This window comes from Actinomadura miaoliensis (assembly GCF_039536785.1).
GTDB classification, from domain to species: domain Bacteria; phylum Actinomycetota; class Actinomycetes; order Streptosporangiales; family Streptosporangiaceae; genus Spirillospora; species Spirillospora miaoliensis.
Genome location: NZ_BAAAZG010000039.1, coordinates 115,772 through 134,113, shown reverse-complemented (window position 1 = coordinate 134,113; position 18,342 = coordinate 115,772). Strand labels below are relative to the sequence as shown.

Annotated in this window: 17 protein-coding genes and 1 riboswitch; of the genes, 14 read left to right on the top strand and 3 right to left on the bottom strand. The window is 74.7% G+C overall.

The genetic code is table 11. The features are described from left to right. Positions 1-5: 5 nt before the first annotated feature. From ABD811_RS26085 to ABD811_RS26075, 3 genes are all read right to left on the bottom strand, one after another. Positions 6-1,022 (bottom strand): LLM class F420-dependent oxidoreductase, encoded by a 1,017-nt coding sequence (locus tag ABD811_RS26085; RefSeq protein WP_344952732.1) that lies wholly within the window; start codon positions 1,020-1,022, stop codon positions 6-8. A 167-nt stretch (positions 1,023-1,189) separates the two neighbouring features. Continuing rightward, on the bottom strand, positions 1,190-1,390 hold the full coding sequence (locus ABD811_RS26080) for a DUF397 domain-containing protein (protein WP_344952730.1): 201 nt from the start codon (positions 1,388-1,390) through the stop codon (positions 1,190-1,192). After that, positions 1,387-2,259 (bottom strand): helix-turn-helix domain-containing protein, encoded by an 873-nt coding sequence (locus ABD811_RS26075; protein WP_344952728.1) that lies wholly within the window; start codon positions 2,257-2,259, stop codon positions 1,387-1,389. Before ABD811_RS26075 ends, ABD811_RS26080 begins: the two co-directional genes overlap by 4 nt. 167 nt (positions 2,260-2,426) lie before the next feature. On the opposite strand from ABD811_RS26075, the gene ABD811_RS26070 reads away from it, so the two are divergent. The 14 genes from ABD811_RS26070 (at position 2,427) to cobT (ending at position 18,323) form a co-directional block, all read left to right on the top strand. Then, the gene (locus tag ABD811_RS26070; RefSeq protein WP_344952726.1) at positions 2,427-2,924 is read left to right on the top strand and encodes an ATP-binding protein; all 498 of its coding nucleotides are present in this window, start codon (positions 2,427-2,429) and stop codon (positions 2,922-2,924) included. A 114-nt stretch (positions 2,925-3,038) separates the two neighbouring features. Beyond that, positions 3,039-3,193: riboswitch (cobalamin riboswitch) on the top strand. A gap of 159 nt (positions 3,194-3,352) precedes the next feature. Further along, complete coding sequence (locus ABD811_RS26065; RefSeq protein ID WP_425549461.1) at positions 3,353-5,335, top strand: putative cobaltochelatase; 1,983 nt, start codon at positions 3,353-3,355, stop codon at positions 5,333-5,335. Positions 5,336-5,337: 2 nt separating this feature from the next. Then, on the top strand, positions 5,338-5,940 hold the full coding sequence (cobO, locus tag ABD811_RS26060) for a cob(I)yrinic acid a,c-diamide adenosyltransferase (protein ID WP_344952722.1): 603 nt from the start codon (positions 5,338-5,340) through the stop codon (positions 5,938-5,940). 22 nt (positions 5,941-5,962) lie between these two features. Beyond that, complete coding sequence (locus tag ABD811_RS26055; protein ID WP_344952720.1) at positions 5,963-7,312, top strand: cobyrinic acid a,c-diamide synthase CobB; 1,350 nt, start codon at positions 5,963-5,965, stop codon at positions 7,310-7,312. A gap of 46 nt (positions 7,313-7,358) precedes the next feature. Then, positions 7,359-8,570: a precorrin-2 C(20)-methyltransferase gene (cobI, locus tag ABD811_RS26050; RefSeq protein ID WP_344952718.1), complete on the top strand. Its 1,212-nt coding sequence runs from the start codon at positions 7,359-7,361 to the stop codon at positions 8,568-8,570. Continuing rightward, complete coding sequence (gene cobM, locus ABD811_RS26045; protein WP_344952716.1) at positions 8,567-9,385, top strand: precorrin-4 C(11)-methyltransferase; 819 nt, start codon at positions 8,567-8,569, stop codon at positions 9,383-9,385. Before cobI ends, cobM begins: the two co-directional genes overlap by 4 nt. 16 nt (positions 9,386-9,401) lie before the next feature. Then, complete coding sequence (locus tag ABD811_RS26040; RefSeq protein ID WP_344952714.1) at positions 9,402-10,628, top strand: cobalt-precorrin-5B (C(1))-methyltransferase; 1,227 nt, start codon at positions 9,402-9,404, stop codon at positions 10,626-10,628. Positions 10,629-10,633: 5 nt separating this feature from the next. Next, positions 10,634-11,923, top strand: a complete 1,290-nt coding sequence (gene cbiE, locus ABD811_RS26035; RefSeq protein WP_344952712.1) for a precorrin-6y C5,15-methyltransferase (decarboxylating) subunit CbiE — start codon at positions 10,634-10,636, stop codon at positions 11,921-11,923. Further along, positions 11,920-13,674 (top strand): precorrin-3B C(17)-methyltransferase, encoded by a 1,755-nt coding sequence (gene cobJ / locus ABD811_RS26030; protein ID WP_344952710.1) that lies wholly within the window; start codon positions 11,920-11,922, stop codon positions 13,672-13,674. Before cbiE ends, cobJ begins: the two co-directional genes overlap by 4 nt. 41 nt (positions 13,675-13,715) lie before the next feature. After that, positions 13,716-13,883, top strand: coding sequence for a ferredoxin family protein (locus ABD811_RS26025; protein ID WP_344952708.1), 168 nt, complete (start codon positions 13,716-13,718; stop codon positions 13,881-13,883). Continuing rightward, a complete protein-coding gene (locus tag ABD811_RS26020) occupies positions 13,880-14,497 on the top strand; it encodes a precorrin-8X methylmutase (RefSeq protein ID WP_344952706.1) in 618 nt (205 codons plus the stop codon). The genes ABD811_RS26025 and ABD811_RS26020 overlap by 4 nt, the downstream gene beginning before the upstream one ends. A gap of 59 nt (positions 14,498-14,556) precedes the next feature. Next, entirely contained in the window at positions 14,557-15,480 is a 924-nt protein-coding gene (locus ABD811_RS26015; RefSeq protein WP_344952704.1) for a sirohydrochlorin chelatase, read from the top strand. Further along, positions 15,470-16,522, top strand: coding sequence for an Rv2231c family histidinol phosphate aminotransferase CobC (cobC, locus tag ABD811_RS26010; RefSeq protein ID WP_344952702.1), 1,053 nt, complete (start codon positions 15,470-15,472; stop codon positions 16,520-16,522). Before ABD811_RS26015 ends, cobC begins: the two co-directional genes overlap by 11 nt. Next, positions 16,506-18,323 (top strand): nicotinate-nucleotide--dimethylbenzimidazole phosphoribosyltransferase, encoded by a 1,818-nt coding sequence (gene cobT, locus ABD811_RS26005; protein WP_425549460.1) that lies wholly within the window; start codon positions 16,506-16,508, stop codon positions 18,321-18,323. The genes cobC and cobT overlap by 17 nt, the downstream gene beginning before the upstream one ends. Positions 18,324-18,342 lie beyond the last annotated feature (19 nt).

Genomic DNA, 18,342 nt, shown 5'->3' with positions numbered 1-18,342 from the left:
ACGCCCTAGTCGACGAGGTCGCGGAGGGTGCGGAGGGTGGGTTCGTCGCGGACGCCGGCGATCAGGAGGGTGGTGACGGGGCTGTCGCGCCACAGCTGGAGGCGTTCCTTGATGCGGCCGATGGGGCCGAGCAGGGAGATGGCGTCGGCCAGTTCGTCGGGGACGGCCTTGATCGCCTCGTCGCGGCGGCCGTCCAGGAACAGCTCCTGGACGCGGGCGGCCTGGTCGGCGTAGCCGAGCCGGCCGATCAGGTCGAGGTGGAAGTTGCGGTCGCGGGCGCCCATGCCGCCGATGTAGAACGCCAGCGGGATCTTGGCGAACTCGAGCGCGGCGGCCAGGTCGTCGGTGACGATCGTGGTGACGGTGGCGGCGATCTCGAAGCCCGGCGGGCGGCCCGCCAGCGACGCGCCGAACAGCGGCTCGATCTTGGACGGGTCGACGAACAGCGGCAGCCAGCCCTGGGTGAGCTCGGCGGCGAGCGCGATGTTCTTCGGGCCTTCGGCGCCGAGGTAGATGGGGATCTCGGGACGCACCGGGTGCACGATCGACTTCAGCGGCTTGCCCAGCCCGGTGCCGCCCGGGTAGGGCAGCGGGTAGTGGGGGCCCGCGCTGGTCACGGGGGCCTCGCGGCGCCAGACCTGGCGCATGATGTCGATGTACTCGCGGGTGCGCGCGAGCGGCTTGGGGAACGGGACCCCGTACCAGCCCTCCACGACCTGCGGCCCGGAGGCGCCCACGCCCAGGATCAGCCGTCCGCCCGACAGGGCGTCGAGGGTGAGGGCCTGCATGGCGGTCGCGACGGGGGTGCGGGCCGACAGCTGGGCCACGGCGGTGCCCAGTCGGATCCGCTTGGTGCGGGCGGCGTACCAGGTCAGCGGGGTGAAGGCGTCCGAGCCGTACGCCTCGGCGGTGAACACCGCGTGGTAGCCGAGCCGTTCGGCGGCCAGCACCGTCTCGGTCTGGTCGTCGGGGTCGCGCTGCCAGTAGCCGACGTTGATGCCGAGCTTGAGGTCCGCGGTCACTGTGGCACCCTCCGGGGTCGTTGCGCACCGCGATACTAGAACACGTTCTAGTTGGTGGGGAAGGCGGCTGCGGAGACGGATCGGGGCCGCGGCCTCGCGGCCACGGCCCCGGTCGGCGGCGCGTCAGCGAACCCGGGCAGGGAGGGCGGGCGGACGCGCCGGGCGGACTATGCGGTGCGTGCGGTGCCGAGCAGGGCCCGCCAGCCCTCCGCGGACAGGATCAGCGCTGGGCCGGACGGGTCCTTGGAGTCGCGGACCGCACACAGACCGTCCGGCAGCGCCGCCACTTCGACGCACTGGTCTCCGCTACCGCTGTATGAGGACGTGCGCCACTGGGCGCGGGCGAGATCGCGTTGCAGGTTGTTCACGGGCTGCTCCCTGCTGCCTCGACGATGAGGTGCGCGGAATCCTCGGGGGACAACGCCGCCTCGACGATGCGATCGAAGCGACGCCTGTGTACGCCTGTTTCCTCTGCGCTTTCGACGTAAACGTCACCCATGGTGCCTTCGACGTAGGCGATATCGGGGTCTGCCGGGTCCGGAAAGGAAAGGATCGTGAACCGCCCGTCGAGCCCCGCGTGCTCGCCCGCGCCGTACGGCAGCACCTGCACCGTCACGCGGGGTCGTTCCGCCATCACGGCCAGTGCCCTGAGCTGGGCGTTCATCACCGGAGCCCCGCCGATCGGCCGGTGCAGCACCGCCTCGTCCAGCACCACGTGCAGCAGCGGCGCGTTCGGCCGTTCGAGCAACTTTTGCCGTACCTTGCGCGCGACGATGCGGCGTTCGATCTCCGTGGACCCGGGCAGCATCCGCCCGGCGGTGATCACCGCGCGGGCGTACTCCTCGGTCTGCAGCAGCCCGTGCACCAGCTGCGGGTCCCAGGTGCGGATGTCGGACGCCTCGTCCTCGAGCGCGACGTAACTTCCGGCGAAAACGTCGGCGTAAGCGGTCCACCAGCCGCGCTGGCCCGCCTCGCGCGCCAGCGTCATCAGGGCGTCCCGGTCGGGGCTGGGCACCCCGTACAACTCCAGCATCCGGGCGACGTCGCCGACCTTCGGCCGGGTCTGCCCCGTCTCCACCCGCGACACCGTGGCCCGGGACCAGTCGAGCCGGTCCGCCACGTCCTGCAACGTCAGGCCCAGTTCCTCGCGCAGCCGGCGCAGTTCCCGGGCCAGGCGACGACCTCGTACGGTCGGCCGATATGTCATGAGGGCAGAGTCTGTCGTTTCGGTCGGCACCTCTCAACGCGATTGCCGAAGCCGGTAAGGGCAATCTCGCCAACGGTGTTGCGCAAATGAGATTCTCACGCGAGGCTCATGGAAGTGTAACCACAGGGGGACCCACAGTAACGGGACGATTGATGACCGCGTAGTCGGCCGAGACCTTTCGATCGCGGGGAGGGCCCGTGCACAGCTCGTCAGAACTCATCCATGACACCTCGCCGCCGCGCGCGGTGCCGACCGAGGAGCCCGGCATCCGCGCGGGCTGGGCCTGGTCCCTGCCGCGCGGCCCGGCGTGCGCCCGCCATGCCAGGACGCTGCTGGCCGACGCGCTCGCCGAGCTGGGGGTGCCCCGCGACCCGATCGCCGACGCCAAGCTGATGGTGAGCGAGCTGGCCACCAACGCCTACCAGCACGCCGCCGATTACGGCCCGCATGAATTGTGGCTGGCGGTCGATGACGACGCGCGGCCCCCCGCGGAGGTCCGCTGCGCGGTGTTCGACGCCTTCGTCGACGCCCGGCTGCCCGGCTATTCGTGGACGTCCGGTGACTGCGGCCGGGGCCTGAGCATCGTCGCCGAGATGTCGCAGGGCCGCTGGGGGCTGCTGCACACGCTGTCGCGTCTGGGGACGCCCGTGCCGGGCAAGGCGGTGTGGTTCGTCGTGCCCACCCGTGTCGCCTGACGCCCCGGCCCCCTGACGCCCCGGCCGTCCCGCGACCGGACGTTGGGCATTTCACGTGGTCGCCGCTTGGGTGGTTCCGGGTGGTATGTCATGCTGTGCAGTCGACGGACGCGGAGGAACCCGGTGTGAATCCGGGGCTGTGCCCGCAACTGTGACCGGGGAGTTCTCCCCCCGCGCAAGGCCACGGCGGCGACGCTGGAAGGCCGGGGGAGCGGTGCCGTCCCTGACCGGGACCGGTGCCGGAACGTCGATCCGGGAGCCAGGAGACTCCGGCCGTCGCAGCTGACCGCCACGGGCGTGGACACCCGAGGGGAAGGATGATGAGGCATGCCCCGTCTGATGGGCCGATGAGCCGCCCGGCCGCCGATGGGGGGACGACCCCCCGCACCCCCCACACTCACCGCTACCCCTTCTCCGCCGTCGTCGGGATGACCGATCTCAAGCTCGCGCTGCTGGTCAACGCGGTGTCGCCGGGTGTGGGCGGGGTGCTGGTGCGCGGCGAGAAGGGCACCGCCAAGTCGACGATCGTGCGGGCGCTCGCCGGGTTGCTGCCGCCGGTGCGGGTGGTGGACGGCTGCCGGTTCTCCTGCGACCCCGACGCCCCCGACCCCGGCTGCCCCGACGGCCCGCACACCGGGCACGACGCGCGGCGACGGCCCGCCCGCCTGGTGGAGCTGCCCGTCGGCGCGTCCGAGGACCGGCTCACCGGCTCGCTCGACATCGAACGGGCGCTCACCGAGGGCGTGAAGGCGTTCGAGCCGGGCCTGCTCGCCGCCGCGCACCGCGGGGTGCTGTACGTCGACGAGGTGAACCTGCTGCACGACCACCTGGTCGACCTGTTGCTGGACGCCGCCGCGATGGGCGAGTCGTACGTCGAGCGCGAGGGCGTGTCGGTGCGGCACGCGGCGCGGTTCCTGCTGGTCGGCACCATGAACCCGGAAGAGGGCGAGCTGCGCCCGCAGCTGCTGGACCGCTTCGGGCTCACCGTCGAGGTCGCCGCCACCCGCGACCCGGACGAGCGCGCCGAGGTGGTGCGGCGCCGGCTGCGCTTCGAGGAGTCCCCGGCCGCCTTCGCCGCCGCGTGGGCCGACGAGGAGGCCGCGCTGGCCGCCCGGATCGCCGCCGCGCGCGACCGGCTGCCCGGGGTGGAGCTGACCGACGCGGCGCTGCGCCAGATCACGGCCGTGTGCGCCGCGTTCGAGGTGGACGGGCTGCGCGCCGACCTGGTGACCGCGCGGGCCGCGATCGCGCTGGCCGCCTGGCACGGCCGTACCGCGGTGAGCACCGAGGACGTGCGCACGGCGGCGCGGCTGGCCCTGCCGCACCGGCGCCGCCGCGACCCGTTCGACGCCCCCGGCCTCGACACGCGCAAGCTGGACGAGGTGCTCGACGAGCACGACGACCGGCCCCCCGAGCCCCCCGACGGCGACGGCCCGCCCCCGCCCGGAGGCCCCGGCGGTGGCGGGCTGCCCGACACGTCCCCCGACACGTCCCCCGATGCACCGTCGCCGGAGACCCCGGAGGCGGGCGGCGCCGACGGCGGTTCGGGTGCGGGCGGTTCGGGTGGCGCCGGTCCGCGGCGCGAGGACGAGCCCGCGCCCGCCGACGCCGCCTACAGGCCGCGCCTGTTCACCGTCCCGGGCACCGGCACCGGCGCGCCCGGCCGCCGCTCGAAGGCGCGCAGCCCGCACGGCCGCGTCTCCGGCGCCCGTCCCGGCTCGCGCGGCCTGCATCTGACCGCCACGCTGCGCGCCGCCGCCCCGTACCAGCGCGCCCGCGGCCGTACCGGGCCCGGCCTGGTCGTCGCGGCCGAGGATCTGCGCGAGGCGGTGCGGGACGGACGCGAGGGCAACCTCGTGCTGTTCGTCGTCGACGCCAGCGGGTCGATGGCCGCGCGGCAGCGGATGCGCGCGGTGAAGGGCGCGGTGCTCAGCCTGCTGCTGGACGCCTACCAGCGCCGCGACAAGGTGGGCCTGATCACCTTCCGGGGACGGGACGCCACGCTGGTGCTGCCGCCCACCTCGTCGGTCGAGGCGGGGGCGCGCCGCCTGGAGCGGCTGCCCACCGGCGGCCGCACACCGCTGACCGCCGGGCTGCTGCGCGCCGCCGAGGTGCTGCGCGTCGAGCGGCTGCGCGATCCGTCCCGGCGTCCGCTGCTGGTCGTGGTGACCGACGGCCGCGCCACCCACGGCCCCGATCCGGCCGCCGCCGCGGCCCGGCTCGGCGACGTGGCCTCCGTCGTGGTCGACTGCGAGTCGGGGCCGGTGCGCCTGGGGCTGGCGGCCGAGCTGGGCGGGCGGCTGGGCGCGGAGGTCGTCCGGCTGGAGCACCTGGCCGCCGGGTCCCTGGCCGGAGTCGTCCGGGGCGCCAGGACGGCGCCCGACCGCAGCGCCTGGAGAAGGGGAGCCTAGGCATGCCGCAGGGGAAGCCGGAGCAGGTGCCCGACGACGGGCTGACGACGCGGCAGCGCCGCAACCGGCCGCTGGTGATCGTGCACACCGGGCCCGGCAAGGGCAAGTCGACCGCCGCGTTCGGGCTGGCGCTGCGGGCCTGGAACCAGGGCTGGCCGATCGGGGTGTTCCAGTTCGTCAAGTCCGCCAAGTGGCGCATCGGCGAGGAGCGGGCGCTGCGCGTGCTCGGCGACAGCGGCGAGGGCGGCCCGGTCACGTGGCACAAGATGGGCGAGGGCTGGTCGTGGATCCGCCGCCCCGGCACCGAGGCCGACCACGAGGCCGACGCGCGCGAGGGCTGGGAGCAGATCAAGCGTGACCTGGCCGCCGAGACGTACCGGCTGTACGTGCTGGACGAGTTCACCTACCCGATGAAGTGGGGATGGGTGGACGTGGACGACGTCATCACCGCGCTCCGGGAGCGGCCGGGGCGGCAGCACGTGGTCATCACCGGGCGGGACGCCGATCCGCGGCTGGTGGAGTTCGCCGACCTGGTCACCGAGATGGGCAAGATCAAGCACCCGATGGACCGCGGCCAGAAGGGCCAGAAGGGCATCGAATGGTGAGCGTGCCCGCGGGGGGCCCGGCATGAGCGTTCCTCGTCTGGTCGTCGCGGCACCCGCCTCTGGGAGCGGCAAGACGACCGTTGCCACGGGGCTGATGGCGGCGTTCGCGGCACGGGGCCTCGCGGTGTCCCCCCACAAGGTGGGGCCGGACTACATCGACCCGGGGTACCACGCGTTGGCGACCGGACGTCCCGGCCGTAACCTCGACCCCTGGCTGACGTCCGAGGAGCTCGTCGCGCCGCTGCTGCTGCACGGCGCGGCAGGGGCGGACGTGGCGGTCATCGAGGGCGTCATGGGCCTGTACGACGGTTTCACCGGCGCCGGTGTGGACGACTCCGGGGGAGACTTCGCGTCCACCGCCCACGTCGCCGCGCTGCTGGACGCGCCCGTCGTCCTGGTGGTGGACGCGGCGGCGGCGTCGGGCCGTTCCGTGGCGGCCACCGTGCACGGCTTCCGTACGTTCGGGAACGTGCGGTTCGGCGGGGTCGTCCTGAACCGGATCGGGTCGGACGCGCACGAGCGGATGTGCCGTGACGCCCTGGCGGAAGTCGGCCTGCCCGTGCTGGGCGCGCTACGGCGTCACGATGACATCGCCACCCCGTCCCGGCACCTGGGGCTCATCCCGGCGGCGGAACGCGACGCCGACGCGGTCGCCACGGTGCGGCGCATGGGGGAGCTGGTCGCCGAATCCTGCGACCTTGACGCCGTCCTGGCAGTGGCACGTTCCGCCCCGCCTCTGCAAGCCGCCCCCTGGGAGCCCCCTGCCGCAGAGCAGGTCCAGGGGCGGCGGCCAAGGATCGCGGTCGCCGGCGGCCCGGCGTTCACGTTCGGCTACGCCGAGAACGAGGAGTTGCTGGAGGCGGCGGGCGCCGAGGTCGTCCGGTTCGACCCGCTGCGCGACGAGCACCTGCCGTCCGGCACGCGGGGCGTGGTGATCGGCGGCGGGTTCCCCGAGATGTACGCGGCGGAGCTGTCGGCCAACGAGCCGCTGCGTCGCGAGCTGGCGTCGTTCACCGGCCCCGTCTACGCCGAGTGCGCGGGCCTGCTGTATCTGGCGCGCGAGCTGGACGGCGCGCCGATGTGCGGGGTGCTGGGCGACGTGACCGCGACGATGGCCCCGCGGCTGACGCTGGGCTACCGGTCGGCGGTCGCGGTGTCGGATTCGGTGGTGGCGCGCACAGGCGAACGGGTGCGCGGGCACGAGTTCCACCGCACCGTCACCGACCCCGGCCACGGCTCCACGGCGGCGTGGCAGTGGTCGCCGTCCGGGCCGGCGGGGTTCGTGCAGGGCGCGTGCGTCGCGTCCTATCTTCACCTGCACTGGGCCGGTATGCCGCACTTCGCACAGAGAATGGTGGACTCCTGCCGATGACGCCGCCGATGACCCGGCCGATGACCCGACCCGTGGGAGGCGGCACGTGAGCGCCTTCAGCGAGCCCGTCCCGCTCGAAGGGGAGCGGGTGGTGCTGCGCCCCTTGACGGCGGACGACACCGCCGCGCCGGCCGAGGGGCACCTGCCTCAGCGGGACGGCACCGGCGCGCACTTCGCCGTGACCGACCGCGACAGCGGGACGCCCGCCGGGACGATCGACCTGTCGCGCGTGGACGCGTCGCGGCAGACCTGCGAGGTCGGCTTCGCCATACGTCCGTCCTGGCGCGGACGCGGCTTCGCCACCGAGGCGTTGACCTTGGTCTCGCAGTGGGCGCTGCGCGCGTGCGGCCTGCACCGGGTCGAACTGCGCGCCCCCGGCACCGACCACGCCTGCCAGCGGGTGGCCGAGAAGGCGGGCTTCCGGCGCGAGGGCGTCGCGCGCGGCGCCGGACGCGGACCCGACGGCCGGCCGCACGACCAGGTCGTCTTCGGCCTCCTCCGCACCGACCTGGACGACACGCCGCGTGCGGACCCGCCGCGTCTGGTCGGTCTGGGAGTCGGGCCGGGCGACCCGGAGCTGGTCACCGCCAAGGCGGTGCGGATCCTGGGCGAGGCCGACGTGGTGCTGGTTCCGGTGATGGCGCTGGACGAGGAGGGCCGGGCCGAATCGGTCGTCCGCACCTACACCGGCAAGGCCGAACGGGTCGTGTTCGCGTTGAACGACCGTGGCGGCGTCACCGGGCGGCGGGCGGCGGCCTGGGACGGGGCGGCCGACCGCGTCCTGCGCGCCTTCGCCGACGGCGCGCGGACGGTCGCGTTCGCCACCATCGGCGACCCCAACGTGTACTCCACCTTCACCTACCTCGCCCAGACCGTGCGCGAGCGGCGCCCGGACACGGTCGTGGAGACCGTCCCCGGCATCACCGCCATGCAGGACCTGGCGGCGCGTTCGGGCACCGTGCTCGCCGAGGGCGCCGAGTCGGTGGGGCTGGTGCCGCTGACCGGCGGCGTGGCCGCGTTCCGCGACGCCCTGGACGCCTGCGACACGGTCGTGGCCTACAAGTTCGGCTCGGTCGCCGACGAGGTGATCGGCACGCTCAAGGACGCGGGACGGCTGGACGACGCGGTCTACGGCGCGCGGCTCGGCCTGCCCGGCGAGGACGTGCGGCCCGCCCGCGACATCGGCGGGCCCGTCCCGTACCTGTCCACGCTGATCGTGCCCGGCCGCCGCACCACCCGAGGAGGAAAGATCGTATGACGGGCCCACGGGTGACCGGACGGGTGCTGTTCGTGGGCGCCGGGCCGGGCGCCGCCGACCTGCTGACGTTCCGCGCGGCCCGCGCCATCGCCGCCGCCGACGTGGTGATCTGGGCGGCCAGCCTGGTGCATCCGGACGTGCTGGAGCACGCCCGCCCGGACGCGGAGATCGTCGACTCGGCGACGCTGCCGATGGAGGGCGTCCTGCCGTACTACGAGCGCGCCGCCGCCGAGGGGCTCACCGTCGCCCGCGTCCACTCCGGCGACCCGGCGCTGTGGGGCGCGCTGCAGGAGCAGCTCGACCGCTGCCGCGAGCTGGGCCTGGAGACCGAGGTGGTCCCGGGCGTCTCCAGCTTCAGCGCGGTCGCGGCGGCCGTGGAGCGCGAGCTGACCATCCCCGAGGTGGCGCAGTCGGTGATCCTGACCCGGCTGGGCGGCGGCAAGACGCCGATGCCGCCGGGGGAGGAGGTCCGCGAGTTCGCCCGGCACGGCGCGACCATGGCGTTGTTCCTGTCGGCGGCCCGGTCCGGGCAGCTGCAGGACGAGCTGCTGGAGGGCGGCTACCCCGAGGACACCCCCTGCGTGGTGGCCTACCAGTGCACCTGGCCGGACGAGCTGATCGTCCGCTGCGCGCTGGGCGAGCTGGCCGCCACCATCAAGGCGCACAGACTGTGGAAGCACACGCTGGTGCTGGTCGGCCCCGCCCTGGCCGCCGAGGGCACCCGCTCGCACCTGTACCACCCCGGTCATTTCCACGGTTTCCGGCGCGCCGAGCCCGCGGCCCGCCGCCGGCTCAGGGAGGCTCGACGCCCATGACTCGCGGAGGGCGGCCATGAGCGACGACAGCAGGGAGCTGAGGGAACCGGACCTGCCGCGCACGATGAAGGTGCGGCAGAAGGCGTTGCGGACGGGGTGGACGACCGGCACGTGCGCGTCGGCGGCGGCCAAGGCGGCGACGCTGCTGCTGCGCGGCGAGGAACTGCCCGGGTACGTGGAGGTCGCGTTGCCGTCCGGCAACCGGGTCACGTTCCGGGTGGAGGAGACCGGCGTGGACACCGGGCGCGACCGGGCGCGGGCGGTGGTGGTCAAGGACGCGGGCGACGACCCCGACGTCACGCACGGCGCGCACATCACCGCGGACGTGTCGTGGCGGGACGAGCCGGGCCTCGACCTGGACGGCGGCGAGGGCGTCGGCGTGGTCACCAAGCCGGGCCTGGGACTGGAGCTCGGCGGTCCGGCGATCAATCCCGTCCCGCGCAAGATGATCACTCAGGCGGTGGCGGAGGCGCTGGCCGACGCGCCGCTGGACGGCCCGCCCGACCCGCGGGCGGTCGCCGACCCCGCCACCGGGCGGGGCGTCCGCGTGGTGATCTCGGTGCCCGACGGGGAGCGGATGGCGCGCAAGACCACCAACAAGCGCCTGGGCATCCTCGGCGGCATCTCCATCCTGGGCACGACCGGGATCGTCCGGCCGTTCTCCACCGCGTCGTGGCGGGCCAGCGTCGAGCAGGCGGTGTCGGTCATGGCGGCGCAGGGCGAGACGACGCTGGTGCTGTGCACGGGCGGCCGCACCGAGAAGGGCGCGATGAAGCTGCTGCCGCGCCTGCCGGAGGTGTGCTTCGTGGAGGTGGGCGACTTCACCGGGGCGGCGCTGCGGCGCGCGGTCGAGCACGGGCTGACGCAGGTGGTGTTCGTCGGCATGGCGGGCAAGCTCACCAAGCTCGCCTCCGGGGTGCTGATGACGCACTACACGCGCTCGCGCGTCGACACCGGGCTGCTCGGCGAGATCACCACCGCGATGGGCGGTCCGCCGGAGCTGGCCGAGCAGGTCGCCGCCGCCAACACCGCGCGGCACGCCTACGAGCTGTGGGAGGCGGCCGGGCTGCTGGGACCGTGCGGGCGGGAGTTGTGCCGTCGCGTCGCCGGGGTGCTGGAACGCTTCGCCGCCGAGGCCGCGGGCGACGGCCGCAGCCCGATCGCCGCCCAGGTGGTGCTGGTCGACTTCACCGGCGAGCGCATGGTCGGCATGTTCGGGCGGATGGCGCGGCGGCCGCGGTGAGCGCCATGATCACGGTGATCGGGTACGACGGGTCGCCGCTGCCCGCCGAGGCCCGTGCCCTCCTGGAGGAGGCCGCGCTCGTCGTGGGCGGCGCTCGGCACCTGGCGGCCGTGCCCGTGCCCGACGCGGCCCGCCGCGTCGTCCTGGGCGACGTCACCGCCGCCCTGGACGAGATCGACGCCGCCGGGGCGGAGACGAACGTCGTGGTGGTGGCCAGCGGCGACCCGGGGTTCTTCGGCATCGTGCGCGCGCTGCGGGAGCGGGGGCATCGGCCCCGTGTGCTTCCGGCGTTGTCGTCGGTGGCGCGGGCGTTCGGGCGGGCCGGGCTGCCCTGGGACGACGCGCTGGTGGTGTCCGCGCACGGCCGTGAGTCGCGCCGTGCCGTGAACGCGTGCCGTGCCCATCCCAAGGTCGCCGTGTTGACCGCGCCGGGCTTCGGGCCCGCGGAACTGGCGCGTGAGCTGTTCCCGCAGACGCCCCGGACGTTCGTGGTGTGCGAGAACCTGGGCGAGCCCGACGAACGCGTGGTGCACGTGCGTCCGGCCGAGGCCACCACGCGGCCCTGGCGCGACCCCAACGTGGTGCTGGTGCTGGACCCGTTCCGTTCGGTCGGCCCCAAGGGATGGATCGCCGGGACGCCCCCGGGCCCGGCGACCTGGGCGCTCCCAGAGGAGGCCTTCGACCACCGCGACTCGATGGTGACCAAGGCGGAGGTGCGGGCGTTCGCACTGGCCAAGCTAGGGCCGCGCGTGGGCGACATGGTGTGGGACGTGGGCGCCGGCAGCGGTTCCGTGGCGATCGAATGCGCCCGTTTCGGGGCGGCCGTGGTGGCCGTCGAACGCGACGCGGCGTCGTGCGAACGCATCCGCGCCAACGTGCGCGCGCACGCAGTGAAGGTCGCGGTGTCCAGGGGCGAGGCCCCGCACGTGCTTGAGCATCTCCCCGACCCTGACGCGGTGTTCGTCGGGGGCGGCGGGCCGGAGGTGGTGCGCGCGTGCGCGTCACGGGCGTTGCGCAGCGTCGTCGTCGCGCTGGCGGCCGTGGAACGCGTACGGCCGACCCTGGACGCGCTCACCGCGGAGGGCCTCTCCGCCCAGGCCGTCCAGCTCCAGGCCAACCGGTTCTCCCCCCTGCCCGGGGACGTGCACCGCCTGGCCGCGACCAACCCAGTGTTCGTGGTGTGGGGCGACCGTGAGCCGCCCCCCGTGCCCCCTGCCCGGGACGACCGAACGGGGCGCCGCCCCCAGACCATCGCCGAACTGCCGGACGACAGCGACACGAGGAGCGCACAGTGACGATCGGCATAGTCGCGGCCACCGCGGGCGGCCGCACCGCCGCCGACGCGCTCGCCGCCGCCTGGCCCGGCCAGGTGCGCCTGTTCACCGACGTCAAGGCCGCCGACGGGCTGCGCCAGGCGTGGCGGACGTGCGACGCCATCGTCAGCTTCCTGGCCGTGGGCGCGACCGTGCGCGTGCTGGCGCCGCTGCTGGAACGCAAGGCCACCGACCCGGCCGTGGTGTGCGTGGACGAGAGCATGCAGTTCGCCGTCGCGGTGCTCGGCGGCCACCACGGCGCCAACGAGCTCGCCCACCGGCTGACCGGCGTGCTCGGCTGCACCCCCGTCGTCACCACCGCCAGCGACCAGGCCAACGTCACCCCCCTGGACTCCTACGGCGCCGACCTCGGTTTCACCGTGCACAACCCCGACATGCTCGCGCACGTCGGCGCGGCCGTCCTGTCCGGTGAGCCGGTGCTGCTGGAAGGCGCCGGCGACTGGCCGCTGCCTCCGCTGCCGCCCAACGTCCGCCCGGAGTTCGACGACGTGGAGCCGTCCGCCGGGATCCTGGTCACCGACGGTGCCGAGATCTCGTGCATGTGCCACGAGGGCTGGTTCGGCAACCGGCTCGTGTACCGGCCGCCGTCGCTGGTCGTCGGGGTCGGGTCGGCGCGGGGCGTCGGCGCCGTCGAGGTCGGCGAGCTGATCGACCGGGCGCTGGCCGCGGCGGGCCTGGCCCCGGAGTCCGTGCGCTGCGTGGCGACCGTGGACCTCAAGGCCGACGAGGAGGGGATCCTGGAGGCGGCGCGGCGGCGCGGCTGGCAGGTCGTGACCTACCCGGCCGAGGTGCTGGCCCGCGTCGAGGTGCCCAACCCGTCGCCGGTCGTGGCGGCCGAGGTCGGCACGCCGAGCGTGGCCGAGGCGGCGGCCCTGCACGCGGCCCGCTCGTTCGGCCGCGGCGCCGAACTGGTCACCGAGAAGACCAAGTCGGCGAACGCCACCGCCGCCGTCGCGCGGCTGCGGCCGCGCGGGCGGCTGAGCGTCGTCGGGCTGGGGCCGGGCGCCCGCGACCTGCTCACTCCCCGCGCCGCCCGGACGCTGCGGCGCTCGTCGGTCGTGGTGGGCCTGGACCAGTACGTCGACCAGGTCCGCGACCTGCTGCGTCCCGGCACGCGCGTGCTCGGCAGCGGGCTCGGCCAGGAGGAGGAACGCGCGCGCACCGCCGTGCGGGAGGCCGCGGCCGGACGCGCCGTCGCGCTCATCGGCTCCGGCGACGCGGGCGTGTACGCGATGGCCAGCCCGGCGCTGGAGATGCTCGCCGCGGAAGGGGCCGCGCACGCCGTGGACGTCGACGGCGTCCCCGGCATCACCGCCGCCGTGGCCGCGTCCGCCCTGCTCGGCGCGCCGCTGGGACACGACCACGCCTACGTGTCGCTGTCGGACCTGCACACGCCCTGGGAGGTCATCGAACGCCGCGTCCGCGCCGCCGCCGAGGGCGACTTCACCGTCTGCTTCTACAACCCGCGCAGCCGCGCCCGCGACTGGCAGCTGGCCAAGGCCCTGGGCATCCTGGCCGAACACCGCCCGCCGCAGACCCCGGTGGGGCTGGTGCGCAACGCCTCCCGGCCGGACGAGTCGGTCACCCTCACCACGCTCGCGGACGTGGACCCCGCGCAGGCCGACATGTTCACCGTGGTCCTGGTCGGCTCCAGCCGGAGCCAGGACATGGCGGGCCGGTTCGTCACCCCCCGGGGCTACCGATGGGCCTAGAAGGCGCACGCCACCAAGACGCGCGCCGTGACAGGCTTGGCGTGATCGTCACGGACCGGTGCCAGGGGTGCGGTGCGTGCCTGCTCACCTGTCCCGAACGCGCGATCCGTCCGCACGGGCAACCGCTGCTGGTGCTGGACGCGCTGTGCACCGGCTGTGGCGAGTGCATCGAGGTCTGCCCCGCCGACGCCATCGAGGAGTCCCCATGAGCGCGCGCCAGCCCCACCCCATCGAGGTGCGGTCCTACGAGATCCTGCGGTCCCGCGTCGACCTGTCGCCGATGCCGCCGCTGTGGCGCGCCGTGGCCGAGCGGGTCATCCACGCCAGCGCCGACCTGGAGTACGCGGTCGACCTGGTCACCACGGAGGAGCACCTGGAACGCGGCCTGGCGGCGCTGCGCTCGGGCGCGCCGATCGTCACCGACGTGGGCATGGTCGCCGCCGGCATCACCGAACGCGAGACGCTGTGCCACATCGGCGACCCGGCCGCCGCCCGGATGGCGCGCGCGGCCGGCATCACCCGCTCGGCCGCCGCCGTCCGTCTCGCCTACGCCGAGGTCGGCCCGGGCGCGGTGTGGGTCGTCGGGTGCGCCCCCACCGCCCTGTTCGAGATCATCGAGCGCAAGGTCGCGCCCGCGCTGGTCGTCGGGCTGCCGGTCGGTTTCGTCGGCGCCGCCGAGTCCAAGGAGGCGCTGCGCGCCAGCGGCCTGCCCCAGCTCAGCAACGTCTCGGAGAAGGGCGGCTCCGCGGTCGCGGCGGCGGCCACCAACGCGCTCCTCTACTACGAGGAGGACACCCCCGTGACAACGCAGGAAACCTCATGACAGCGCAGGAACAGGACCGCAGCGCGCCCGGGGCGCGCCGGAGCAGATCGGGGAACGCAGTGAAACCGCCCATGCTGCTGGTCGGGCACGGTACGCGGGACGAGGCGGGCGTCGCGGAGTTCGGCAGGTTCGTCGAACGGCTGCGCCGCCGGATGACGGTGGACGTGGCGGGCGGGTTCATTGAACTGTCACCGCCGCCGCTTACGGAGGCGGTCGCCGACCTCTACGGCAACGGCCACCGTTCCCTGGCCGCCGTGCCGCTGGTGCTGGTGGCGGCCGGGCACGGTAAGGGCGACATCCCAGGCGCCATGGCACGCGAGCTGGTGCGTCACCCCGGCCTGTCGTACCGCTACGGCCGCCCCCTGGGGCCGCACCCGACCCTGCTCGCCCTTCTGCAGGAACGCCTGGACGCGGCGCTGCCCAACGCGGACCGTACACCCGACACGGCGGTGCTGCTGGTCGGCCGAGGATCGACCGACCCCGACGCCAACGCCGAGGTGCACAAGGTCGCCCGGTTGTTCTGGGAGGGACGCGGCGCCTCCGGCCCCGACCAGGGGCACGGGCTGCTGTGCGTGGAACCGGCGTTCATCTCCCTGGCACGCCCCAGCGTCACCGAGGGGCTGGAGCGATGCCGGAGGCTGGGCGCACGCCGCGTCGTCGTGCTGCCCTACTTCCTGTTCCCGGGCGTGCTTCCCGACCGCGTGGCCGACGAGGCCCACGCCTATGGCGCCGCGCACACGGATGTGGACGTGCGCGTCGCCGACGTCATCGGCGACTGCGACGGGCTGGCGGACGTGGTGGCCGAACGCTACGAGGAGGCCCTCTCCGGAGACCTGCGCATGAACTGCGACACCTGCGTCTACCGCGTCGCCCTGCCTGGTTTCGAGGACCGCGTGGGCGCCCCCCAGACCCCGCACCACCACCCCGACGACCCCTCCGCCCACGGGCACGGACACGGGCACGGGCACGCCCATGCGCACTGACTCGACGCGCACCGGCTCCACGCGCATTGAAGACGTCGACCTGCGCCACCACGGGGACGCCGAGGTCGGATCCGGGCTCGTCGACTTCGCGGTGAACGTCCGCCCCGGCACCCCTCCGGAATGGCTGGCCGAACGGCTGCGCGCGTCCGTGACCGACCTCGCCGCCTACCCCGACCCCCGCCCGGCCCGGCGCGCGGTGGCCCGCAGGCACGGCCGTGCCGTGGAAGAGGTCCTGCTGACCTCCGGCGCCGCCGAGGCGTTCGTGCTGCTGGCCCGGGTGCTGCGGCCACGGCGCGCCGCGATCGTCCACCCCCAGTTCACCGAGCCCGAGGCCGCCCTGCGCGCCGCCGGGCACGCCGTGGAACGCGTGATCCTCGGCAAGGACTTCACGCTCGACCCCGCCGCCGTGCCCCGCGACGCGGATCTCGTCGTCGTCGGCAACCCCACCAACCCGACCTCCGTGCTGCACCCCGCCGAGACCATCACCGCCCTGGCCCGCCCCGGCCGCACCGTGGTGGTGGACGAGGCGTTCATGGACTGCGTGCCCGGCGAACCCGAAACCCTGGCCGGAACACTTCCTCCGGGGGTCGTCGTCATCCGCAGCCTCACCAAGACGTGGGGGCTCGCGGGGCTGCGCGCCGGATACGTGCTCGCCGAACCCGCGCTCATCGAACGGCTGGCCGAGGCGCAACCCCTGTGGGCGGTGTCCACCCCGGCCCTGGTCGCGATGCAGGCGTGCTGCGAACCGTCCGCGTTGGCCGAGGCGGAGCAGTGGGCCGCGCACCTGGCCGTCGAACGCGACCGCCTGGCCGGGGAGCTGAGCGCACGCGGACTGTACGTGGTGCCCCGGGCACGGGCGTCGTTCCTGTGCCTGAACGTGCCCGACGCCCTGGGCGTCCGTGCCCTGCTCCGCGAACGCGGATACGCCGTACGACGCGGCGACACCTTCCCCGGGCTCGGCCCCGACTGGCTGCGCGTCGCCGCCCGCGACCGCGCCACCAACGACGCCCTCCTGGAGGCGCTCGGTGAACTCGGCATCTGAGCCCGCCGCCCCCTACCCGGAGCCGGTGCGAGAGGCCGTCTACCGGGCGATCGCCGAACGGCGCGACATGCGCGGCGGTTTCCTGCCCGACCCCGTGGACGACGCCGTCCTCACCAGGGTGCTGGAGGCCGCGCACCGCGCCCCGTCCGTCGGGCTCACCCAGCCGTGGGACTTCCTCGTCATCCGCGACGCGCGGCGGCGCGCGCGCATCGGCGCCCTGGCCGACCGGCAACGCGCCGCCTACGCCGAGTCCCTGACCGCCCCGCGCGCCGCCGCGTTCGACCGGCTCAAGGTCGAGGCGATCCGCGAGGCGCCGGTGAACATCGCCGTGACGTGCGACCCCACCCGGGGCGGCCGCAACCCGCTCGGCCGCCACGCCCAGCCCCGCACCGCCCACTACTCGGTCGCCTGCGCCGTACAGAACCTGTGGCTGGCCGCGCGCGCGGAAGGGCTCGGCGTCGGCTGGGTCAGCTTCTTCGACGAACGAGAACTGGCCGACGAACTCGGCCTCCCCGGTCACGTGGACGTCGTCGCCTACCTGTGCGTCGGCCACGTGGCCGAGTTCCCGCCCGCGCCCCAGCTCGCCCTGACCGGCTGGGCCCGTCGCCGCCCCCTCGCCTGGGCCGTGCACGACGAGCGGTACGGGCGGCGCGCCCTGCCAGGAGAGGACACCATGGACCTGATCGAGCAGACCATCGCCGCCATCCGGCCCCTGGACCAGGCCGCCATGCGCGACGCCCGCGACCACCAGGCCCGGCTCACCAAGCCGCCGGGGTCCCTCGGCGTGCTCGAAGAGGTGTCGGTGCGGCTGGCCGGGCTGGCCGGGACGTGCCCCCCGCCGGTCCCCGAACCCGCCGCCGTGGCGATCTTCGCCGCCGACCACGGCGTCCACGCCCAGGGCGTCACCCCCTGGCCCCAGGAGGTCACCGCGCAGATGGTGGCCAACTTCCTGGCCGGCGGCGCGGTCGTCAACACGTTCGCGGCCCAGGTCGGCGCCGAGGTCAGCGTGGTCGACGTCGGCGTGGCCCGCGACCTGGACCCCGCCCCCGGGCTGCTGCCCCGCAAGGTCGCCCACGGCACCGCCGACATGACCACCGGTCCCGCGATGACCGCCGAGCAGGCCCGCCGCGCCGTCGAGACCGGCATCGAGGTCGCCCGCGACCTGGTCTCGGCGGGGGCGCGCTGCCTGCTGACCGGCGACATGGGCATCGCCAACACCACGGCGTCGGCCGCCCTGGTCGCCGCGTTCACCGGCCTGCCGCCCGAACGGGTCACCGGCCGCGGCACCGGCATCGACGACGCCACCCACGCCCGCAAGATCGACGTCGTGCGCGCCGCCCTCGCCCGCCACGGCCTGGACTCCGGCGACGGCGCGGCCGCGCGCGACCCCCTCGCGGCGCTGGCGGCCGTCGGCGGCCTGGAGCACGCCGCCCTGGCCGGGTTCCTGCTCGGCGCGGCCGCCCTGCGCGTCCCGGTCGTGCTGGACGGGGTGATCGCCGGGGCCGCCGCGCTGGTCGCCGGGGCGATGTGTCCCGACGCTCTCTCGGCGTGTGTGGCGGGGCATCGTTCTGCCGAGCCGGGACATTCGGCTACCGTTGCTCACCTGGGGCTTCGTCCGCTGGTGGACCTGGAGCTGCGGCTGGGTGAGGGCACCGGCGCCCTGCTGGCCCTGCCGCTGGTGCAGGGCGCGGTCCGGGTGCTGCACCGGGTCGCCACCTTCGACGCGGCGGGGGTGAGCGGCAAGGACGCCGCACCGCGCGCGGCGAGGTCCCCGCACGGTGACGACGGCGACGAGGAGTGACTGGGTGGGAGCACTCTCC

Coding starts and splice junctions, on each gene's coding strand:
- ABD811_RS26020 (WP_344952706.1), top strand. CDS start 13,880: ATGAGCGCGCGCCAGCCCCACCCCATCGAGGTGCGGTCCTACGAGATC.
- ABD811_RS26040 (WP_344952714.1), top strand. CDS start 9,402: ATGAGCGACGACAGCAGGGAGCTGAGGGAACCGGACCTGCCGCGCACG.
- ABD811_RS26065 (WP_425549461.1), top strand. CDS start 3,353: ATGACCGATCTCAAGCTCGCGCTGCTGGTCAACGCGGTGTCGCCGGGT.
- ABD811_RS26055 (WP_344952720.1), top strand. CDS start 5,963: ATGAGCGTTCCTCGTCTGGTCGTCGCGGCACCCGCCTCTGGGAGCGGC.
- cobC (WP_344952702.1), top strand. CDS start 15,470: ATGCGCACTGACTCGACGCGCACCGGCTCCACGCGCATTGAAGACGTC.
- cbiE (WP_344952712.1), top strand. CDS start 10,634: ATGATCACGGTGATCGGGTACGACGGGTCGCCGCTGCCCGCCGAGGCC.
- cobO (WP_344952722.1), top strand. CDS start 5,338: ATGCCGCAGGGGAAGCCGGAGCAGGTGCCCGACGACGGGCTGACGACG.
- cobM (WP_344952716.1), top strand. CDS start 8,567: ATGACGGGCCCACGGGTGACCGGACGGGTGCTGTTCGTGGGCGCCGGG.